The following is a 17,489-nucleotide window of genomic DNA, read 5'->3' as shown; positions in this document are numbered from 1 at the left end:
GGGCCCTGCAGTGGGTGGTCGGGTGAGCGCCCTGGTTATGGGGTCTGGCCCTCGTGGGGGCCTTCCTCGATCTCCTCGAGGAGCTTGTCGTTGAACGCCTCGAGGTCGTCCGGGGTGCGGCTGGTGACCAGGCCCTGATCCACCACGACCTCCTCGTCGCTCCAGTTGGCGCCCGCGTTCTTCAGGTCGGTCGCGAGCGTGTGGTAGGACGTCATGTCCCGGCCGCTCACCACCCCGGCCTCGATCAGCAGCCAGGGTCCGTGGCAGATGGACGCGACGGGCTTGTGCTGCTCGAAGAACGCGCGGGCGAACGCCTGGGCATCCGTGTCGACGCGCAGGAAGTCCGCGTTCACGACGCCGCCGGGCAGGACGAGCGCGTCGTAGTCGTCGGCCTTCGCGTCGGCGACGGCGAGGTCCACCTCGAAGGTGTCGCCCTTGTCCATGCCGTCGAAGCCCTGGAGGGTCCCGGCTTTCGGCGAGACCAGGGTGGGGACTCCGCCCGCCTCCTTGACGGCGTTCCAGGGGCTCGTGAGCTCGATCTGCTCCACCCCGTCCGTCAGCAGGAATGCGACCTTCTTGCCGGAAATGTCGTGCTCGGACATGCTGTTCTCCCTTGCGTAGAGCGTGGCTGTCGTACCGTGTCCAGCCTAGGAACGCACCAGATCATAAGCAAGCTGAGTAATGACCGCCTGCACGACACCGGGGCGGACTAGGGGCGCTTCGGCCGCGCCCGGACGTGCATCCGCTCGCCCTGCTGACCGAAGAGGCTGATGAGTTCCACGGGCTTCCCGTCGGCGCTGGCGAACCAGTGGGGGGTGCGGGTGTCGAATTCGGCGGCCTCGCCCGGTCCGAGCACGAAGTCGTTGTCACCGAGGACGAGGCGGAGGGAGCCGCTGAGGATGTACAGCCACTCGTAGCCCTCGTGGACCTGCGGATCCGGTTCGGTGCCGCGCGCAGCGCCGTCGAGCACCATCTTGAACGCCTGCATGCCGCCCGGGCGGCGCGTGAGGGGGATCGCGGTGGTCCCGTGGTACTCGATGGGACGGAGGTGGATGCGGGGGTCGCCGGTCGGCGGCGCTCCGACGAGATCGTCGAGCGGCACCCCGTACACCCGGGCGATGGGCAGCAGGATCTCGAGGTTGGGGCGGCGCCCACCGGATTCCAGCCGCGACAGCGTGCTCACGGAGATACCGGACGCCGCGGACACGTCGCCGAGTGTGAGGTTGCGCTGTGCCCTCAGGGCGCGGAGGCGGGGTCCGACGGCGTCGAGTACCGCCTCGAGGTCTGCAGTCATGACCCTATTTTGCCATACCGGCAAAGAAGTTTGCACTCCCTGCGGGAGTCGCCCGATGCTGGATGTATCGGCACACTCGAAGGAGAACCACCATGTCACCCACCGATCGCACCCTGCAGGAGCGGCACGACGTCGTCGTCATCGGCGGCGGACCCGCGGGCCTGAGCGCGGCCGTCACGCTCGGCCGTGCACTCCGCTCCGTCGTCGTCCTCGACGCCGGGCAGCCGCGCAACGCCCCGGCCCAGGGCGTCCACGGCTTCCTGGCCCGCGAGGGCATCAGCCCGGCTGCGCTGCTCGACGCCGGGCGCGCCGACGCCGAGAGCTACGGCGCGGAGTTCGTCCGCGCGGAGGCCGTGCGCGTCCGGCGCGTCGCCGAAGGATTCGCCGTGGCGCTGGCGGACGGTCGCGGCGTCGTCGGGCGGCGCCTGCTCCTCGCCACGGGCCTGGCGGACGGGTTGCCGGCGATTCCCGGTCTGCGTGAGCAGTGGGGTGCGGGCGTCGTGCACTGCCCGTACTGCCACGGGTACGAGATCCGCGGGCAGCACATCGGCGTCCTCGGGACGGGCCCGATGTCCATCCACCAGACGCTCCTGTTCCGGCAGTGGTCGGAGCACGTCACGCTGTTCCTTAACGACACGGTGGCTCCGACGGACGAGGAGTGGGACACGCTGGCCGCCCGGTCGATCCGCGTGGTGAACGGCGCCGTCGCCTCCGTCGACCAGGCGGACGGCCTCCTGACCGGGGTGACGGTACGGGACGGTACGACCTTCGGCCTGGACGCCCTCGCCGTCGGGACGCGGATGGAGGCCCGTGGGGACCTGCTGGCGCCGCTGGGCCTCGCGCCGCAGGGTCATCCCTCCGGCATGGGCCACTCGATCGTCCCCGGTCCCATGGGCTCCACCGCGGTGCCCGGGGTGTACGTCGCGGGCAACGTCTCGAATCTCTCCGCGCAGGTCGTCGTCGCTGCGGCCGAGGGCACCATGGCGGGTGCGGCGATCAACGCGGACCTGGTCGCGGAGGAGACCGCCTGGGCCCTCGACGGATACCGGGGTCCCTTCTCGGCGTCGTCCGAGTCCGGCGTCTCGGAGCGCGTGCTTGGTGTCCGCCGCCACGGGCTGGATGATGGGCAGGTCACGGGCGCCTCCGCGCCCTCCGCTTCGACGCGTCGGGAAGAGGTACGCAGTGTCGGTTGAGTACACGCAGGAGTTCTGGGACGACCGCTACCGGCAGCACGCGTCGAGGATCTGGAGCGGCAACCCGAACCGGCAGCTCGTCGCTGCGGCGCAGGACCTGCCGCCGGGCCGGGCACTGGACGTCGGCTGCGGGGAGGGAGCCGACGCCGTCTGGCTCGCCTCCCGGGGCTGGACCGTCCTCGGGATCGACGTCTCGGAGGTGGCCCTCTCCCGTGCCCGGACCCACGCCGAGGCGTTCGAGGAGCCGATCACGGACCGCCTCGAGTGGCGGTACGCGGACCTGCTGGCCTCGCCGGAACTCCCGGACGGACAGGACCTCGTCTCCATCCAGTTCATGCACCTGCCCGATCCGGACCGGTCGCGGATCTTCCGGCGGTTGGCGGCGCTCGTCGGCGTCGGCGGAACCCTCCTCATCGTCGCCCACGACCCCTCGGACCGGCGCGCCGGAGTGGGGCGACCGCCGCACGCCGAGCTGTTCTACACCCCGCAGCAGATCGCCGCCCTGCTCGACGACTCCTGGGACATCCGGGCCTGCGAAGCCCGACCGAGGACCCAGCGCACCGCGGACGGCCGCGACGTGACCATCAGGGACGCCGTCCTGCAGGCAGTACGGCTCCGCTGAGGCCCGCAAGGGCCGGGTAGCAGCCCGCGTACCGCGTGCGCTCCCACCGGTCCCTCGATAGCCTCGACGGATGCAGTGGATCACGGAGAAGTACGTCAATTTCGCCAGCGTGATCGACGAGGTGACGCTCGCACAGAACCTGATGACCAGTTCCATGCCGTTCGTGTACCCGCACTTCGCCTCCATGCCCGATGCCCATCTGGGGAAGGGCTGCGCCGTCGGCTCGGTTCTTCCGACCCTCGGGGCGATCATCCCGGCGGCCGTCGGGGTGGACATCGGCTGCGGGATGGTCGCGGTGCGGACCGACTTCAGGGCCACGGACATCGCCCACCTGGACCGTCGTCGCCTGCGCCAGGCGATCGAGCGGGCCGTGCCGCTCTCGGCCGGCAACAACAACAAGCGCGTCAGCGCCTCCGCCCAGCCCCGCGTCGACACCCTCGAGCAGGACGCCCGTGCCGCAGGATTCGACCCGTCGAGCTACGTGAAGCAGTGGCGGCTGCAGCTCGGCACCCTCGGATCGGGCAACCACTTCATCGAGGTGTCCCTCGACGAGCAGGACGACGTCTGGCTCTTCCTGCACTCCGGGTCCCGGGGTATCGGCAACCGGATCGCGCAGCGCCACATCCGTGCGGCACAGGACTACTGTGCGCGACGGTCCCTCGGCCTCCCCCACCAGGACCTCGCGTACCTGGAGGAGGCGACGCCCGAGTTCGACCGCTACATCAGCGAACTGCTGTGGGCCCAGAAGTTCGCCCTGCTCAACCGCGAGGAGATGATGGACCGCGTGGTCCGGCAGTTCGCCGACTGGGTGGGCGGTCCGGTACAGGAGCGCGAGCGCATCAACTGCCACCACAACTACACGCAGCGGGAGACGCACTACGGCAGGGACGTCTGGCTCTCCCGCAAGGGCGCCATCGCCGCGGACCCCGGCCGGCCCGGCCTGATCCCCGGCTCGATGGGCACGCGCTCCTACGTGGTGACGGGCAGGGGCAGCAGGGAGTCCATGGACTCGGCGCCCCACGGCGCCGGACGCGAGTACTCCCGCACCAGGGCCCGGAAGACGTTCACGCAGGACCAGCTCCGGGCAGCGATGCGCGGCATCGAGTACCGGGACACGCCGGCGTTCCTCGACGAGATCCCGGCCGCCTATAAGGACATCGACGTCGTCATGCAGGACGCCCGGGAGCTCGTGGACGTCCGCCACACGCTCCGGCAGATCATCAACGTGAAAGGCGACTGACGCGGCGCCTGGGACACACGGAAGGCCCCGGAGCCGAAGCTCCGGGGCCTTCCGTGGTTCTGTCTGTAGCGGTGGTGGGACTCGATCCCACGACCTCACGATTATGAGTCGTGCGCTCTAACCAGCTGAGCTACACCGCCCCAAATGAGTCTGCCCGCACCGATCGGACGATCGTCACGGGCCCCCTCATTTGCGAGCCCCCCACCGGAATCGATCCGGTGACCTCGTTCTTACCAAGAACGCGCTCTACCACTGAGCTAGGGGGGCAACAGCAAGAAACTTTACCAGTTCCCGGCCGCTGGTGCGAAATCGGCAGCCGCCCGATCGGCGGCCCCCGCATTCCGCGTCGGACCCGTGCAGGCACGGGTCCGACGGGGGTCTGTCAGCTGGGTCCTACCACTGCTCGGACTGCGCGCTGGGGCGTCCTGCCCCGGCGCCGGCGCCCTTGGCCTGGCGTGGCTTGCGGGTGGCGTCGCCCGAGAAGCGGGTGTCGCCGTCGCGCTTGGGGTAGTCCTTCTTGAAGGGCTTCTTGAACTCGCCCGCGCCACGGTTGCCTGCGGGCTTGCGGCCCTTGTCGAGCTCCAGGTGGATCAGCTCGCCGCCGATGCGCGTCTTGGAGAGCGCCCGCAGCTGGTCCTTGGAAAGATCGGCCGGCAGCTCCACGAGGCTGTGGTCCGCACGGATGTCGATGCCACCGATCTGCGAGGAGGACAGGCCGCCCTCGTTCGCGATGGCCCCGACGATCGAGCCCGGCATCACGCGCTGGCGACGACCCACCGCGATGCGGTAGGTGGCGTTGCCCTCGGTGAGGGTGCGGGTCGGGCCGCGGGACCCGAAGGCGTCCTTGCGGCCGTCGGCGCGCTCGCGCTGGCCGGCGGGAGCCACCGGGATGTCCTGGACCAGGACGGGCTGGCCGCCCTGCGCCATGATGGCGAGGGCCGCTGCGATCTCGGCGGCCGGCACATCGTGCTCGACCTCGTAGTTCGCGATCAGGTCGCGGAACAGCGAGACGTCCTCGGTCGCCAGCGTGGTGGTGATCTTCTCCGCGAACTTGTTCAGGCGCAGCTCGTTGATCTTCTCCGTGGAGGGCAGCTGCATCTGCTCGACCGGCTGGCGCGTGGCCTTCTCGATCGAACGGAGCAGGTACTTCTCGCGGGGGGTGATGAAGAGGATCGCGTCACCCGAACGCCCCGCGCGGCCGGTGCGGCCGATGCGGTGCACGTAGGACTCGGTGTCGTGCGGGATGTCGTAGTTCACGACGAGCGAGATGCGCTCCACGTCGAGCCCACGGGCGGCGACGTCCGTGGCGACGAGGATGTCGATCTTGCCGTCGCGCAGCGCCTCGACGGTGCGCTCGCGCTGCTGCTGGGGGATGTCTCCGTTGATGGCTGCTGCCGAGAAGCCCCGTGAACGCAACTTGTCCGCCAGGTCTTCGGTCGCCATCTTGGTGCGGACGAAGGCGATGATGCCGTCGTAGTCCTCCACCTCGAGGATGCGGGTCATCGCGTCGAGCTTGTGCGGGCCCATGACCTGCAGGAAGCGCTGACGCGTGTTGGTGCCCGTCGTCGTCTTGCCCTTGACCGAGATCTCGGCGGGGTCGTTCAGGTACTTCTTGGCGATGCGGCGGATGGCCGGGGGCATCGTCGCGGAGAACAGGGCAACCTGTTTCTCGGCCGGGGTGGAGGAGAGGATCTGCTCCACGTCCTCGGCGAAGCCCATGCGCAGCATCTCGTCGGCCTCGTCGAGCACCACGTACTCGAGGTTGGACAGATCGAGCGAGCCCTTGGAGATGTGGTCGATGACGCGACCGGGCGTGCCGACCACGACCTGCGCGCCGCGGCGGAGCCCGGCCAGCTGGGGGCCGTAGGGCGATCCACCGTAGACGGGGAGGACGGTGAAGCCCTCCATGTGCTTGGCGTAGGAGGCGAAGGCCTCCGCGACCTGGAGCGCGAGTTCGCGGGTCGGCGCGAGGACCAGGACCTGCGTGTTCTTGCTCGGGCCGCCGTTGACGTCGGCCAGCTCGGCCATCTTCGACAGCGCGGGGATGGCGAACGCGGCGGTCTTGCCGGTGCCGGTCTGGGCGAGGCCGACGACGTCGCGGCCCTCGAGCAGCGCGGGGATGGTCGCCGCCTGGATGGGCGAGGGCTTCTCGTAGCCGACGTCGGTGAGGGCGGCGAGGACGCGGCGGTCCAGGTTCAGGTCGGTGAAGCGGATCTCCGCGGCGTCGTCCTCGGCCGGTGCTGCTGGGGCCGTGACGGCCTCGTCGGTGACGGGCGTGGAGTCGGTGATCTGTTCGGACAGGTTTTCAGGCACGGGAAATAATCCTCCAGGTAGGTGCCGGACGGCCCTGGCAGGATGGAGCCCGCAGTGCCGAATGAACGTAGGAATCCGGCACTGTTTCAATCCCGGCGCCGAACTCCGGGCCACACGGTTCTCTCTGCTCTCTCAGCAGTGACGTGTGACGTTTCTTCTAGCCGGCGCTCCCTGATGAATCTGCTCGCGAGTCTGTGCTCCGAGCCCCAACACAACCAATCCGGCCCGAGAGGGCGGACATAAAGGGAATACCGGTGTGGGGGATGTTCCCAGTCTACGGCACGCCGGCCTCGCCCCGAGCCAGAAGGGCGACGGCGGGCGGGTGACGTTCGGCACGTCAGGCCGGCGCCGCGACCCTCAGGGCCTGCAGGGCTGCCTTCCGCACCTGCGGGGTGAGCGCCAGCGACCCCCCTGCTGCGGCATCGAGGAGCGCCAGGGCGCGGGTCCCGTCGAGGCCGGCGTAGACCTGGGCTGCTGTGACGCCGTGCTCCGGGACGCTGCTGATCCGGATCGCGTCCCCGGCCTCGATGCTGCCCTTCACCACCACGCGCAGGTAGGTCCCCACGCGGTTGGCCTCGCTGAAGCGCTTCACCCAGGACTTCTCCCCCAGGTACCGCGCGAAGTTCACGCACGGTGTCCGGGGCATGGTGGCCTCGAGGACCACCTGCTCCCCCACGCTCCAGCGTTCGCCGATGACCGCGTTGGACGCGTCGATCCCGGCGACGCGGAGATTCTCCCCGAAGAGACCCGGTGTCACGTCCCGCCCCAGCTGGGCGGCCCAGAAGTCGGCGTCCTCCTGCGAGTAGGCGTAGACGGCCTTCGTGGGCCCGCCGTGGTGCTTCCGGCTGGCCTGGATGTCCCCTGTGAGTCCCAGCGGGTGGACGTTCACGGGCCCGACGACGGCCCGCTTGTCGATCGCGGTGACGCCCGTGGAGTCCCTCGTGGGCAGCAGGTCGTGGACGCGGCATACCGCGAGGAGGGTGCCGGAGGTCATGGCCACCATCCTAGGTCGCGTCCGGCCGCCGCCGGGGATCTCGGCGCTCACGGCTCGAACCGGTACCCCATGCCGCTCTCCGTGACGAAGTAGCGCGGCGCACCCGGGTCCGGCTCGAGCTTCTTGCGCAGCTGCGCCATGTACACGCGGAGGTACTGCACGTCCTTCGCGTACGCCGGACCCCAGACGTCCAGGAGCAGTTGCTGCTGCGACACGAGCCGGCCGGGCTGACCGATCAGCCGGTCGATGATCTTCCACTCGGTGGGCGTCAGCCGGACGTCCCTGCCGTCCCTGACCGCGCGGCGCGCACCGGCGTCGAGGGTGAAGTCAGGGGTCTCGATGACCGGTGCCTCGGCCGCGATCGCCGACCGCCGGGCCGCCACGCGGAGGCGGGCCAGCAGTTCGTCGAGGCCGAAGGGCTTCGTCACGTAGTCGTCGGCACCGGCGTCGAGCGCGTCCACCTTGTCCTGCGACCCGTGCCGCGCCGATAGCACGATGATGTGGACCTGGGACCACCCGCGGATCCGCCGGATGACGTCCACCCCGTCGAGGTCCGGCAGGCCCAGGTCCAGCACGATGATGTCCGGGTGGTGCTCAGCGGCGGCGGCGAGCGCGGTCTCGCCGTCGACGGCCGTCACGCACTGGTAGCCGCAGGCGCGCAGGTTGATTTCGAGGGCCCGGAGGAGCTGCGGTTCGTCGTCGACCACCAGCACGCGCGTCACAGCTCCGCCGCTCCCGTCGAGATGGGCAGGCGGATCACGAGCGTCAGGCCGCCGCCCGGCGTCTGCTCGGCGTCGAGCACGCCGCCCATCACCTCGGTGAAGCCCTTCGCGACCGCCAGCCCGAGCCCGACGCCGGCACCCGACGGCGCGTCGTCGAGGCGCTGGAACGGGCGGAACATGGCGGCGACGTCGTCCCGCGACACACCGCGCCCGTGGTCGATCACCCGCAGTTCGCTGGCGGGGAAGCCGTTGATGAGCGCCCTGCCGGTCCCGCCGACCGACGCCGTCACCTCGATGGGTGATCCGGGGGCGTACTTCACCGCGTTCTCCACGATGTTCGCGAGCACGCGCTCCAGCAGCCCCGGATCCGCCTCGATCGCGGGGAGGTTCGGCGGGATGGCGACGTGCACGCGGTCGGCGGGGACGCCGGCGAGGGCGGGGCCGACGACGTCGATCCACCGGAGGGGGCGCAGCAGGGCATTCACGGCGTCGCCGGTGATGCGCGACATGTCGAGGAGGTTGTTCACGAGTGCGTCCAGCCGGTCGGAGGAGTCCTCGATCGTCGCGAGGAGCTCGTCCTGCTCCTCCCGGGAGAACCTCATCTCCGCATGCCGGAGGCTGCTGACCGCCAGTTTGATGCCGGTCAGGGGCGTGCGCAGGTCGTGGGAGACCGAGCGCAGGATCGCCGTGCGCATGACGTTGCCTTCCACCAGCCGCTGGTTGGTGCGCGTGCTCCTGATCAGTTCCTGCCGCTGGAGCATGGACCGCAGCTGCCCGGCGAACGCTGTCAGGAGGCCGCGTTCCCGCGCCGACAGCGGGTGGCCGTAGAGGGCCAGGGTGACGTCGCCGTCCACCGGCTCGAGGGTGGTCGCCGTCTCCGGCGTCCAGGCGTCCGGGCCGCCGACGCGGCCTCCCCGCGCCGCGCCGCGCTGCCCGGATCCCCGATCGGGGGTGTCGCGCACCGCCAGTGCGGTCCGTTGCACGCCGGTGTCCGTCGTGGTCCCGTCCCCCGGAGCGTCGGCCGTGGCCGTGGTGCGGCCGAACAGGGCGACGGCGTCGACGTCGAACTGGGTCTGGACGTGCTGCAGGAAGCCCTGCAGCGTGTCCTCCTCGGCGAGCGCGCCGCGGGCCAGCGCTCCGAGCAGTGCCGCTTCCTGCTGGGCCAGCGCCGCGTCGCGGGATCGCTGCGCGGACAGTCCGACCACGAGGGACACGGTCACCGCGACGGCGATGAAGATCAGGACCGTGGCGACGTTGTCGGCGTCCGAGATCTCGAGGGACCCGAAGGGTTCGGTGGACGTGTAGTTCAGGATGATGCTGCTCCACAGCGCGCCGAGGAGGGCCGGCCAGAGGCCCCCGATCAGGGCGACGGCGATGACGCCGGCAAGCTGGAAGAGGACGTCGACCGCGAGCAGGGAGCCGCCCGCCTGGAACACGGCTGCCTCGAGCAGCGGGGGCAGGACCAGCGCGACGGCGCACGCGACGCCGACCCGCAGGCGCCCGACGGGAGCCGCGAGGGTACGCCGCGCCGCCGGCGCCATCAGGGGCGCGGGGTGCCGGGGAGGGCGGCGTCGGGCGTGGCGGGGTGGTCCGTCCCGGTTCCGACAGCGACCTGCCCGCGGCCCGGGGCGGGCACCGGCAGCGACCGACGGGCACGGCACAGGAGGACCCAGAAGACGGTGATCGCGAGCGCGCAGAAGACGCCGGCACTGGAGGCCATGAGCCAGCCCGTGGTCTGCTGCGAGTCGAGGTCGTCGGCCCCGAACAGCACGCCGATCGTCTTCGGTGAGTAGATGAAGACCGGGAGGGTCGCGACGAAGAGGACCGCCGCCGTCGTCCGGTGGGCCGACAGGGCCGGGGGAAGCCCGGCCGCCTGCCCGGCAAGGACCGCGAGGACCACGACGATCCAGACCCAGTGGTGGGACCACGAGATCGGCGAGATGAGGAGCATGAGCAGCGAGGTCATCGCGATCGGCAGGAAACGGTCGCCGTGGCGCTTCGAGGAGCGGATGACGTACGCGGTCGCGGCGACGAGCAGGAGGGAGACGACCAGCCACGGGACGGTGGAGGGGAATCCGGGGCCCAGGAAGTGGAGGATGGCGCCGCGGACCGAGAGGTTGTCCACATACCCCTCGCCGCCGATGCGCCCGGTGTCCCGCAGCATCTGCAGCCAGTACGTCGAGGATTCGCCCGGCAGGAGGAGGAATCCGACGGCGATGGTCCCGAAGAAGCCGCCCGCCATGGTGAACAGCTGCTTCCACTCGCCGCGGACCAGGAAGTACAGGCCGAAGACCAGCGGGGTCAGCTTGATGCCGGCCGCGATGCCGGTGAGCAGGCCGGTCGGCATGCGGCGGTGCGGCCCGGAGAGGAGGTCGGCGGCGATCATGGCGAAGAGCACGATGTTGACCTGCGAGAACGCCATGGTTTCCCGCCAGGGCCCGAGCAGGCACACGAGGCCGGTCCCGGCGATCGCCAGCGGCAGGGCGGTCGCATGGCGGAGCACGTCGCGGACGGCGCGGAAGCCGCCGAGGTACCGGGTGATGAGCAGCGACGTCGCGGCCGCGATGAGGACGGACAGCGCGACGAAGAGCGCAGCCCCCGTCTCCGCGCTCACCAGCGTCAGCGCGGTGAAGACGAGCGCGGCGAACGGCGGATACGTGAAGAGCAGGGAGCCCTCGCCCTCGCCGAAGGAGCGCGAGTACAGCGACCCGTCGGCGTCGACCACGGACTGACCGCCCATGCGGTACACCCTGAAGTCGAGGCCGATGAAGTCCGCCCAGGCGAACGCCCAGGCCGCCAGGGCCGCGGCCACCACCACTGCGGCCACCAGGCCCAGCGCCCGGGTTCTCGCCGCCACTGGGGCACTGCGCTGGCTCATGCTGTCCTTCCGAAGGATCGGGTGCTGGGACCGGTCCGGGAAGCCCGACGAACGGCTCATCCAGTGTAGGCACGCTCCGGGGGGCCGCCCGCCTGCCGATAGGGTGGAAATCACCCGACCCCCTGTGAAAGGTCTCACGCCGATGTCGCACTCCAGCGGAAACACCGCCCCCGTCACCGCCATCACGAACGCCCACGTCGTCCCGATCGACGGCGAGCCCTTCGACGGCACCGTCGTCGTCGAGGACGGCCGCATCACGGCCCTCGGCGCGTCCGTCGCCGTACCCGACGGCGCGGCCGTCGTCGACGCGGCCGGCAAGTGGCTGCTGCCCGGCTTCGTCGACGCCCACGTGCACCTCGGGACGCACGAGGAGGGTGAGGGTTCCGCGGGCGACGACACCAACGAGATGACCAACCCGAACACCGCCGGCGTCCGCGCGATCGATGCCATCAACCCCTTCGACCCGGGATTCGACGACGCCCTTGCGGGCGGCGTGACCACCGTGAACGTGAACCCGGGGTCCGGCAACCCGATCGGAGGGCTCGCCGTCGCCCTCCACACGCACGGCCGGTACCTCGAGGAGATGGTGCTGCGCTCCCCCAGCGGCCTGAAGTCGGCGCTGGGCGAGAACCCCAAGCGCGTGTACGGCGGCAAGGACAAGACGCCGTCGACGCGCCTCGGCACCGCGCTCATCATCCGCGAAGCGTTCATGAAGGCCCAGAACTACATGGGCAAGGCCGACGAGAACGCACGCGACCCGCACCTCGAGGCGCTCGCCATGGTGCTGCGGCGCGAGATCCCGTGGCGCCAGCACGCCCACCGGGCCGACGACATCGCCACGGCGCTCCGCATCGCCGACGAGTTCGGGTACGACCTCGTGCTGGACCACGGCACCGAGGCGCACCTGCTCGGCGACATCCTGGCGGAGCGCGGGACCCCCGTGCTGATCGGCCCCCTGTTCACCACGAAGTCCAAGGTGGAACTGCGCGGCCGTTCGATCGCCAATCCGGGCAAGCTGGCGAAGGCCGGCGTCGAGATCTCGATCATCACCGACCACCCGGTCATCCCGATCAACTTCCTCGTGCACCAGGCGACGCTGGCCATCAAGGAGGGCCTCGACCGCGAGACGGCCCTGCGCTCCATCACGATCAATCCGGCGAAGGTCCTCGGGCTGGCCGACCGTCTCGGCTCGCTCGCCGTCGGCAAGGACGCGGACCTCGTGCTGTGGAGCGGGGATCCGCTCGATGTCATGCAGCGCGCCCTGCAGGTCTGGATCGGCGGCACGGAGGTCTACTCCTACGACACCGGGACACATACCGGCACCGTCGCGCCGCGGGGCTGAGGACCACCCGTGGCGACGCCCCTGCCACCCCGGCCGTTCACCCTGCGTGCCGCCGTCCTGCTGTGGCTCGTGAACGCGGTCCTGCTGCTCATCGCTGCCGGTACCTTTCTCGCGTCGTCCGCTGTGCAGGACGGCGACCGCGCCGGTTTCATCGGCCTCGGCGCACTGTTCGGGGCACTCGCCGTGCTGCAGTTGCTCCTCCTGCTCCCGCTGCGCCGGGGCAGGAGGAGCGCCCGCGAGCTGCTGAGCACCATCGGCATCATCGCGGGCGTGCCGATCGTGGTCCGCGGGACACCCGGACTGTCGCTGATCGCGGGGGCGATGCTCGTCGCCGTGCTGCTCATGTGGCTGCCGCAGAGCAGCGACTACTTCCAGCTCACGCAGCCGAGGGCGAAGAAACGCCTCCGGCTGCCGGGTTCCCGCTGACCGCAGCCCGGTCGCCATGGCGTTCCGGTAGCCACACCCTGTCCGGCCGCCGCGCCGGGTCGTCGAAGCTGGCAAAACCATGTGAACGGTGCACCACCACCGGGTGAACCGCTGTTGAACAGGTAGCGTGGCGATACTAGGATCTTCTGAACCCGAGAACGGGTGCAATGTCAAGGGTGTACGGCGAACACGCGGGCATCTGAAACGCGAGGTGGCGCATGTCTGACCCGAATCTTCACGTGACCCGACGGGTCGGCGCCGCCGTGGGGCGTGTGCTGCTCTACTCCATGCTCTGGGCCGGGATCGCGCTGCTCATCGCCGCCGCCGGCATCCGCTTCCTCTGGGGTCATATCTCCGTCAACCAGATGCTCCTCAACCTCGTCTCCGTGGAGACCGACGGTGGGGGCGGACCCATCGTCTGGATGGGCCACCTCGGCGTCGGCGTCCTGCCCCTCGTCATCACCGTCGGCATCGCGCTGTGGCAGCGCTCCCGCCGCAGGCGCCTCCGCGATGACGACGACGCCCGCCCTCGGCGTTCACCGTGGATCGGGCGAGCCGTCTCCACGGTCCTGGTGGCTGCGGTGATGATCGGCGGCACCACCGCCTTCGGGAGCGCCGTCGGGATGGGCGACTACATCGAGGCGGGGAAGTCCGAGTACGACCTCGGCGAGTACCACGTGGGGCCGATCGTCACCAGCGATGAGCGGAAGCGCAACCTGGTGCTGATCTACCTGGAATCGGGCGAAGCCACCCTTGCTGACGACCGGCTCTTCGAGAAGGATGCGTTCGCTCCCCTGAAGGACGCCACCAGGGACACGGACGGCTGGCAGAGCATCGACGGCCTCCAGCAGTACAGGGGTGGAGGCTGGACCATGGCGGGCCTCGCCTCGACCCAGTGCGGCATCCCCCTGAAGGGCGGCGGCCCCGCGGCGAGCAGCGGTACCACCAACGAGCTCGGCAACGACGTCGACACCTACCTGGGCGGGACGACCTGCCTGGGCGATGTCCTGGACGATCACGGCTACACGAGCGTGTTCATGGGCGGCGCCAATGCCTCCTTCGCGGCGAAGGACACGTTCCTCGCCAGCCATGGCTACTCCGAGGTGAAGGATCTCGCCGACTGGCGCGCAGCCGGCGAACCGGCGACGAGCTTCCGCAGCGACTGGGGCCTGAGCGATCAGCGCCTCCTGGCCCGTGCCAGGGAGGAGGTCGACGCGCTCCACGCCGAGGCGGAGAAGACGCGTCAGCCTTTCAACCTCTCCATCCTGACCCTGGACACCCACGAGCCGGTGCACGTCTACGACTACTGTCCCGTGGACACGCAGAACGAGGTGACGTCCGTGTTCGCCTGCTCCATGACCGAGGTGGCCGGCTTCGTGGACTACCTGGAGGAGAAGGGCTACCTCGAGGACACCGCCGTGGTGATCATGGGTGACCACCTCAAGCACATGAACGCCGGAGACGCCTTCCACGAGCAGCTGGACGACCATCCCGACCGCACCATCTTCAACCGGATCTGGATCCCTGACGCAACGAAGGACGCTGCGCTCCGCCCCGGCGTGGACCAGCTGAACATGTACCCGACCCTTCTGGAAGCAGCCGGCCTGACCCTGAAGGACCGGCAGGCGGGGCTCGGGGTGTCCGCCTTCGCCCCGGCGGTCCCGGACGGGTCGGCGCAGGCCATGGAGCCGGGGCGCTATGCGGATCTGCTGGACTCGCGCTCCGCGGACTTCTACGCGGACGCCTGGGCGGCCGCTCCGTCGCCCCGGTGACGTCGCCGGACCCACCGGACCCGACAGCACCGGCGCCAGACGAGCGCGCAGGGCCGCTCCCCGGACGGACGAAAGGGCCCCTTCCGCAGAAGGGGCCCTTTCGACCGAGGGGCTACCGGAGGGCTGCGATGGCCTGCTCGAGGTCGCCGATCAGGTCCTCGAGGTCCTCGATGCCGACCGACAGCCGGATGAGGTTCTCGGGCACGGCCAGCTCGGTGCCCTTCACGGAGGCGTGCGTCATGTCGCTCGGGTAGTTCATGAGTGACTCGATGCCGCCGAGGGACTCCGCGAGGATGAACACGTGCGTCGACTCGGCCACCTTCTTCGCAGCCTCCGCCCCGCCCTTGAATGTCACGGAGATCATGCCGCCGAAGTCCTTCATCTGGGCCGCGGCGAGGTCGTGGCCGGGGTGCTCGGGCAGACCGGGGTAGAACACGCGTTCCACCTCGTCCTGCTGCTGCAGCCAGCGGGCGATCGCCGTCGCGTTCGAGGAGTGGCGGTCCATCCGGACGCCGAGGGTCTTGAGGCCGCGCGTGGTCAGCCAGGCCTCCATCGGCGCGGACACGGCACCGACCGCGAACTGCACGAACCCGACCTTCTCGGCGAGCGCGTCGTCGTTCACGACGACCGCCCCGCCACTGGCGTCGGAGTGCCCGCCGATGTACTTGGTGGTCGAGTGCACGACGACGTCGGCCCCGAATGCGAGCGGCTGCTGCAGGTACGGGGAGGCGAACGTGTTGTCGACGACGAGCAGGGCGCCGGCCTCGTGCGCGAGCTGGGCCGTGGCGGCGATGTCGGTGATCTTCATCATCGGGTTCGACGGCGTCTCGACCCAGACCATCTTCGTGTTGTTCGCGGTGATGGCCGCCTGGACGGCAGCGCCGTCCGCCATGTCCACGGCCGTGTTCGTGATGCCCCACTCGGACAGGACGCGGTCGATCAGGCGGTAGGTGCCGCCGTAGGCGTCGTTGCCGAGCACGATGTGGTCACCCGGACGCAGCGCGGCACGGATGAGGGCGTCCTCGGCGGCGAGGCCCGAGGAGAAGCTGAAGGCGTGCCTTCCCCCTTCCAGCGCCGCGATCTGGACCTGCAGCGCGTCCCGGGTGGGGTTGGTGCCGCGGCCGTACTCGTAGCCGTTGCGCAGCTGGCCGATGCCGTCCTGCGCGAACGTGGTGGTCTGGTACAGGGGCGGGATCACCGCTCCGGTGGTCGGATCGGGGGTCTGGCCTGCGTGGATGGCCCGGGTGTTGAAGCCCTGGGCGTCAGAGTGCGTCACGATGCTCCTGGAGTTCGGGGAGGGGGTCACTTGCTCATGTATGTCAGCAAGTCGTGGCGCGTAAGAATTCCCACCGGCGAGCCGATGAAGGTCACCATGAGCGTGTCGCTGTCCTGGAGCCTCTCACGGGCCGCCTCCACGGATTCGAGGGACCCGATGAGGGGCAGCTTCGCGTCCATGTGCTGGGAGACCTCGTCCGTCAGCTTCGCCTCGCCGTGGAAGATCTTCGCCGTCAGGGACCGCTCGTCGATCGATCCCACGACCTCGCCCATCTTGACCGGCGGCTCCTGCGACAGCACGGGGATGCTGGACACGCCGTACTCACCCATGATCGAGATGACATCGCGGACCGTCTCGGTGGGGTGCGTGTGCACGAGGTCCGGCAGGGCGCCGCTCTTCGCGCGCAGCACCTCGCCCACGCTCGTGTCCTCGCCGCTGTCCATGAAGCCGTGGGACCTCATCCAGTCGTCGTTGAAGATCTTGCCGAGGTAGCCGCGGCCGCCGTCGGGCAGGAGGACCACGACGACGTCGTCCTCGGTCAGGTCCTTCGCGACGCGCAGCGCCGCGACCACGGCCATGCCGCAGGACCCGCCGACCAGCAGGCCCTCCTCGCGGGCGAGGCGCCGGGTCATCTCGAAGCTCTCGGCGTCGGTGACGCCGTGGATCTCGTCCGGCACGGCAGGGTCGTAGGAGTCCGGCCACATGTCCTCGCCGACGCCCTCGACGAAGTACGGCCGGCCGGTTCCGCCGGAGTAGATGGAGCCGTCCGGGTCCGCGCCGATGATGCGGACGGGTCCGCCCTCGCGGTCGGCGGAGACCTCCTTGAGGTACCGGCCCGTGCCGGTGATGGTCCCGCCGGTGCCGACGCCGGTGACGAAGTGCGTCACGGTGCCGTCGGTGTCGTTCCAGATCTCGGGCCCGGTGGTCTCGTAGTGGCTGAGCGGACCGTTGGGGTTGGAGAACTGGTCCGGCTTGTACGCGCCGGGGATCTCGCGGACCAGGCGGTCGGAGACGCCGTAGTAGGACTGCGGGCTGTCGGGTGCCACGGCGGTGGGCGTGACCACGACCTCCGCGCCGTATGCCTTCAGGACGTTGCGCTTGTCCTCGCCCACCTTGTCGGGGACCACGAACACGCACTTGTAGCCTCGCTGCTGGGCGACGAGGGCGAGACCGACGCCGGTGTTGCCGGAGGTCGGTTCGACGATGGTGCCGCCGGGCTTGATCCTGCCCTCGGCCTCCGCGGCGTCGATGATCTTCGCCGCGATGCGGTCTTTCACCGACCCGCCGGGGTTGAGGTATTCGACCTTCGCGAGGACGGTTGCTTTGATGCCGTCGGTGACGGAGTTGAGCTTGACCAGCGGGGTGTTGCCGATCAGGTCAACGATGGAATTGGCGTACTTCATGACGACAACGCTAC

Annotated in this window: 15 protein-coding genes and 2 tRNA genes; 6 read left to right on the top strand and 11 right to left on the bottom strand. The window is 70.0% G+C overall.

The window, feature by feature from the left end:
• Positions 1-35: 35 nt before the first annotated feature.
• Both AC4D2E_RS01525 and AC4D2E_RS01520 read right to left on the bottom strand, forming a co-directional pair.
• Complete coding sequence (locus tag AC4D2E_RS01525) at positions 36-602, bottom strand: type 1 glutamine amidotransferase domain-containing protein (protein WP_490909950.1); 567 nt, start codon at positions 600-602, stop codon at positions 36-38.
• 107 nt (positions 603-709) lie between these two features.
• Entirely contained in the window at positions 710-1,294 is a 585-nt protein-coding gene (locus AC4D2E_RS01520) for a helix-turn-helix domain-containing protein (RefSeq protein ID WP_104166467.1), read from the bottom strand.
• Between the two features lie 92 nt (positions 1,295-1,386).
• Between AC4D2E_RS01520 and AC4D2E_RS01515 the strand changes: the two genes are divergently transcribed.
• The 3 genes from AC4D2E_RS01515 to AC4D2E_RS01505 all read left to right on the top strand — a co-directional run bounded on the left by AC4D2E_RS01515 (position 1,387) and on the right by AC4D2E_RS01505 (position 4,349).
• Positions 1,387-2,487, top strand: a complete 1,101-nt coding sequence (locus AC4D2E_RS01515; RefSeq protein ID WP_490951471.1) for an NAD(P)/FAD-dependent oxidoreductase — start codon at positions 1,387-1,389, stop codon at positions 2,485-2,487.
• Entirely contained in the window at positions 2,477-3,109 is a 633-nt protein-coding gene (locus tag AC4D2E_RS01510) for a class I SAM-dependent methyltransferase (RefSeq protein ID WP_490951470.1), read from the top strand. The genes AC4D2E_RS01515 and AC4D2E_RS01510 overlap by 11 nt, the downstream gene beginning before the upstream one ends.
• Before the next feature lie 70 nt (positions 3,110-3,179).
• Positions 3,180-4,349, top strand: coding sequence for an RtcB family protein (locus tag AC4D2E_RS01505; RefSeq protein ID WP_490951469.1), 1,170 nt, complete (start codon positions 3,180-3,182; stop codon positions 4,347-4,349).
• Between the two features lie 66 nt (positions 4,350-4,415).
• Here the strand turns inward: AC4D2E_RS01505 and AC4D2E_RS01500 are convergent.
• The 7 genes from AC4D2E_RS01500 to AC4D2E_RS01470 form a co-directional block, all read right to left on the bottom strand.
• Positions 4,416-4,489: transfer RNA gene (locus AC4D2E_RS01500), tRNA-Met, on the bottom strand.
• A gap of 55 nt (positions 4,490-4,544) precedes the next feature.
• Positions 4,545-4,616, bottom strand: a tRNA-Thr gene (locus AC4D2E_RS01495).
• A 126-nt stretch (positions 4,617-4,742) separates the two neighbouring features.
• Positions 4,743-6,662 (bottom strand): DEAD/DEAH box helicase, encoded by a 1,920-nt coding sequence (locus AC4D2E_RS01490; protein ID WP_104166475.1) that lies wholly within the window; start codon positions 6,660-6,662, stop codon positions 4,743-4,745.
• A gap of 337 nt (positions 6,663-6,999) precedes the next feature.
• Entirely contained in the window at positions 7,000-7,656 is a 657-nt protein-coding gene (locus AC4D2E_RS01485; protein ID WP_104166477.1) for an MOSC domain-containing protein, read from the bottom strand.
• Between the two features lie 47 nt (positions 7,657-7,703).
• Complete coding sequence (locus tag AC4D2E_RS01480) at positions 7,704-8,378, bottom strand: response regulator (protein WP_490909954.1); 675 nt, start codon at positions 8,376-8,378, stop codon at positions 7,704-7,706.
• Entirely contained in the window at positions 8,375-9,919 is a 1,545-nt protein-coding gene (locus AC4D2E_RS01475; RefSeq protein WP_490951468.1) for an ATP-binding protein, read from the bottom strand. Before AC4D2E_RS01475 ends, AC4D2E_RS01480 begins: the two co-directional genes overlap by 4 nt.
• On the bottom strand, positions 9,919-11,256 hold the full coding sequence (locus AC4D2E_RS01470; RefSeq protein WP_490951467.1) for a glycosyltransferase 87 family protein: 1,338 nt from the start codon (positions 11,254-11,256) through the stop codon (positions 9,919-9,921). Before AC4D2E_RS01470 ends, AC4D2E_RS01475 begins: the two co-directional genes overlap by 1 nt.
• Before the next feature lie 142 nt (positions 11,257-11,398).
• On the opposite strand from AC4D2E_RS01470, the gene AC4D2E_RS01465 reads away from it, so the two are divergent.
• The 3 genes from AC4D2E_RS01465 (at position 11,399) to AC4D2E_RS01455 (ending at position 14,796) form a co-directional block, all read left to right on the top strand.
• Positions 11,399-12,598 (top strand): amidohydrolase, encoded by a 1,200-nt coding sequence (locus tag AC4D2E_RS01465; RefSeq protein WP_490951466.1) that lies wholly within the window; start codon positions 11,399-11,401, stop codon positions 12,596-12,598.
• A gap of 9 nt (positions 12,599-12,607) precedes the next feature.
• On the top strand, positions 12,608-13,024 hold the full coding sequence (locus AC4D2E_RS01460; RefSeq protein WP_490951465.1) for a hypothetical protein: 417 nt from the start codon (positions 12,608-12,610) through the stop codon (positions 13,022-13,024).
• Positions 13,025-13,242: 218 nt separating this feature from the next.
• Positions 13,243-14,796, top strand: a complete 1,554-nt coding sequence (locus AC4D2E_RS01455; RefSeq protein ID WP_490951464.1) for an LTA synthase family protein — start codon at positions 13,243-13,245, stop codon at positions 14,794-14,796.
• A 112-nt stretch (positions 14,797-14,908) separates the two neighbouring features.
• On the opposite strand, the gene AC4D2E_RS01450 is transcribed toward AC4D2E_RS01455, so the two are convergent.
• Together AC4D2E_RS01450 and AC4D2E_RS01445 are read right to left on the bottom strand one after the other, a co-directional pair.
• Positions 14,909-16,072 carry a cystathionine gamma-synthase gene (locus AC4D2E_RS01450; protein WP_490951463.1) on the bottom strand — a complete coding sequence of 388 codons (1,164 nt, stop codon included), beginning with the start codon at positions 16,070-16,072 and terminating at the stop codon, positions 14,909-14,911.
• Between the two features lie 26 nt (positions 16,073-16,098).
• Positions 16,099-17,475 carry a cystathionine beta-synthase gene (locus AC4D2E_RS01445; protein WP_490951462.1) on the bottom strand — a complete coding sequence of 459 codons (1,377 nt, stop codon included), beginning with the start codon at positions 17,473-17,475 and terminating at the stop codon, positions 16,099-16,101.
• Positions 17,476-17,489: the final 14 nt, after the last annotated feature.

It is taken from the genome of Arthrobacter sp. TJ-265, from assembly GCF_058269135.1.
Note: the sequence above shows the minus strand (reverse complement) of the source record. Positions and strands in the feature narration are given on the sequence as shown.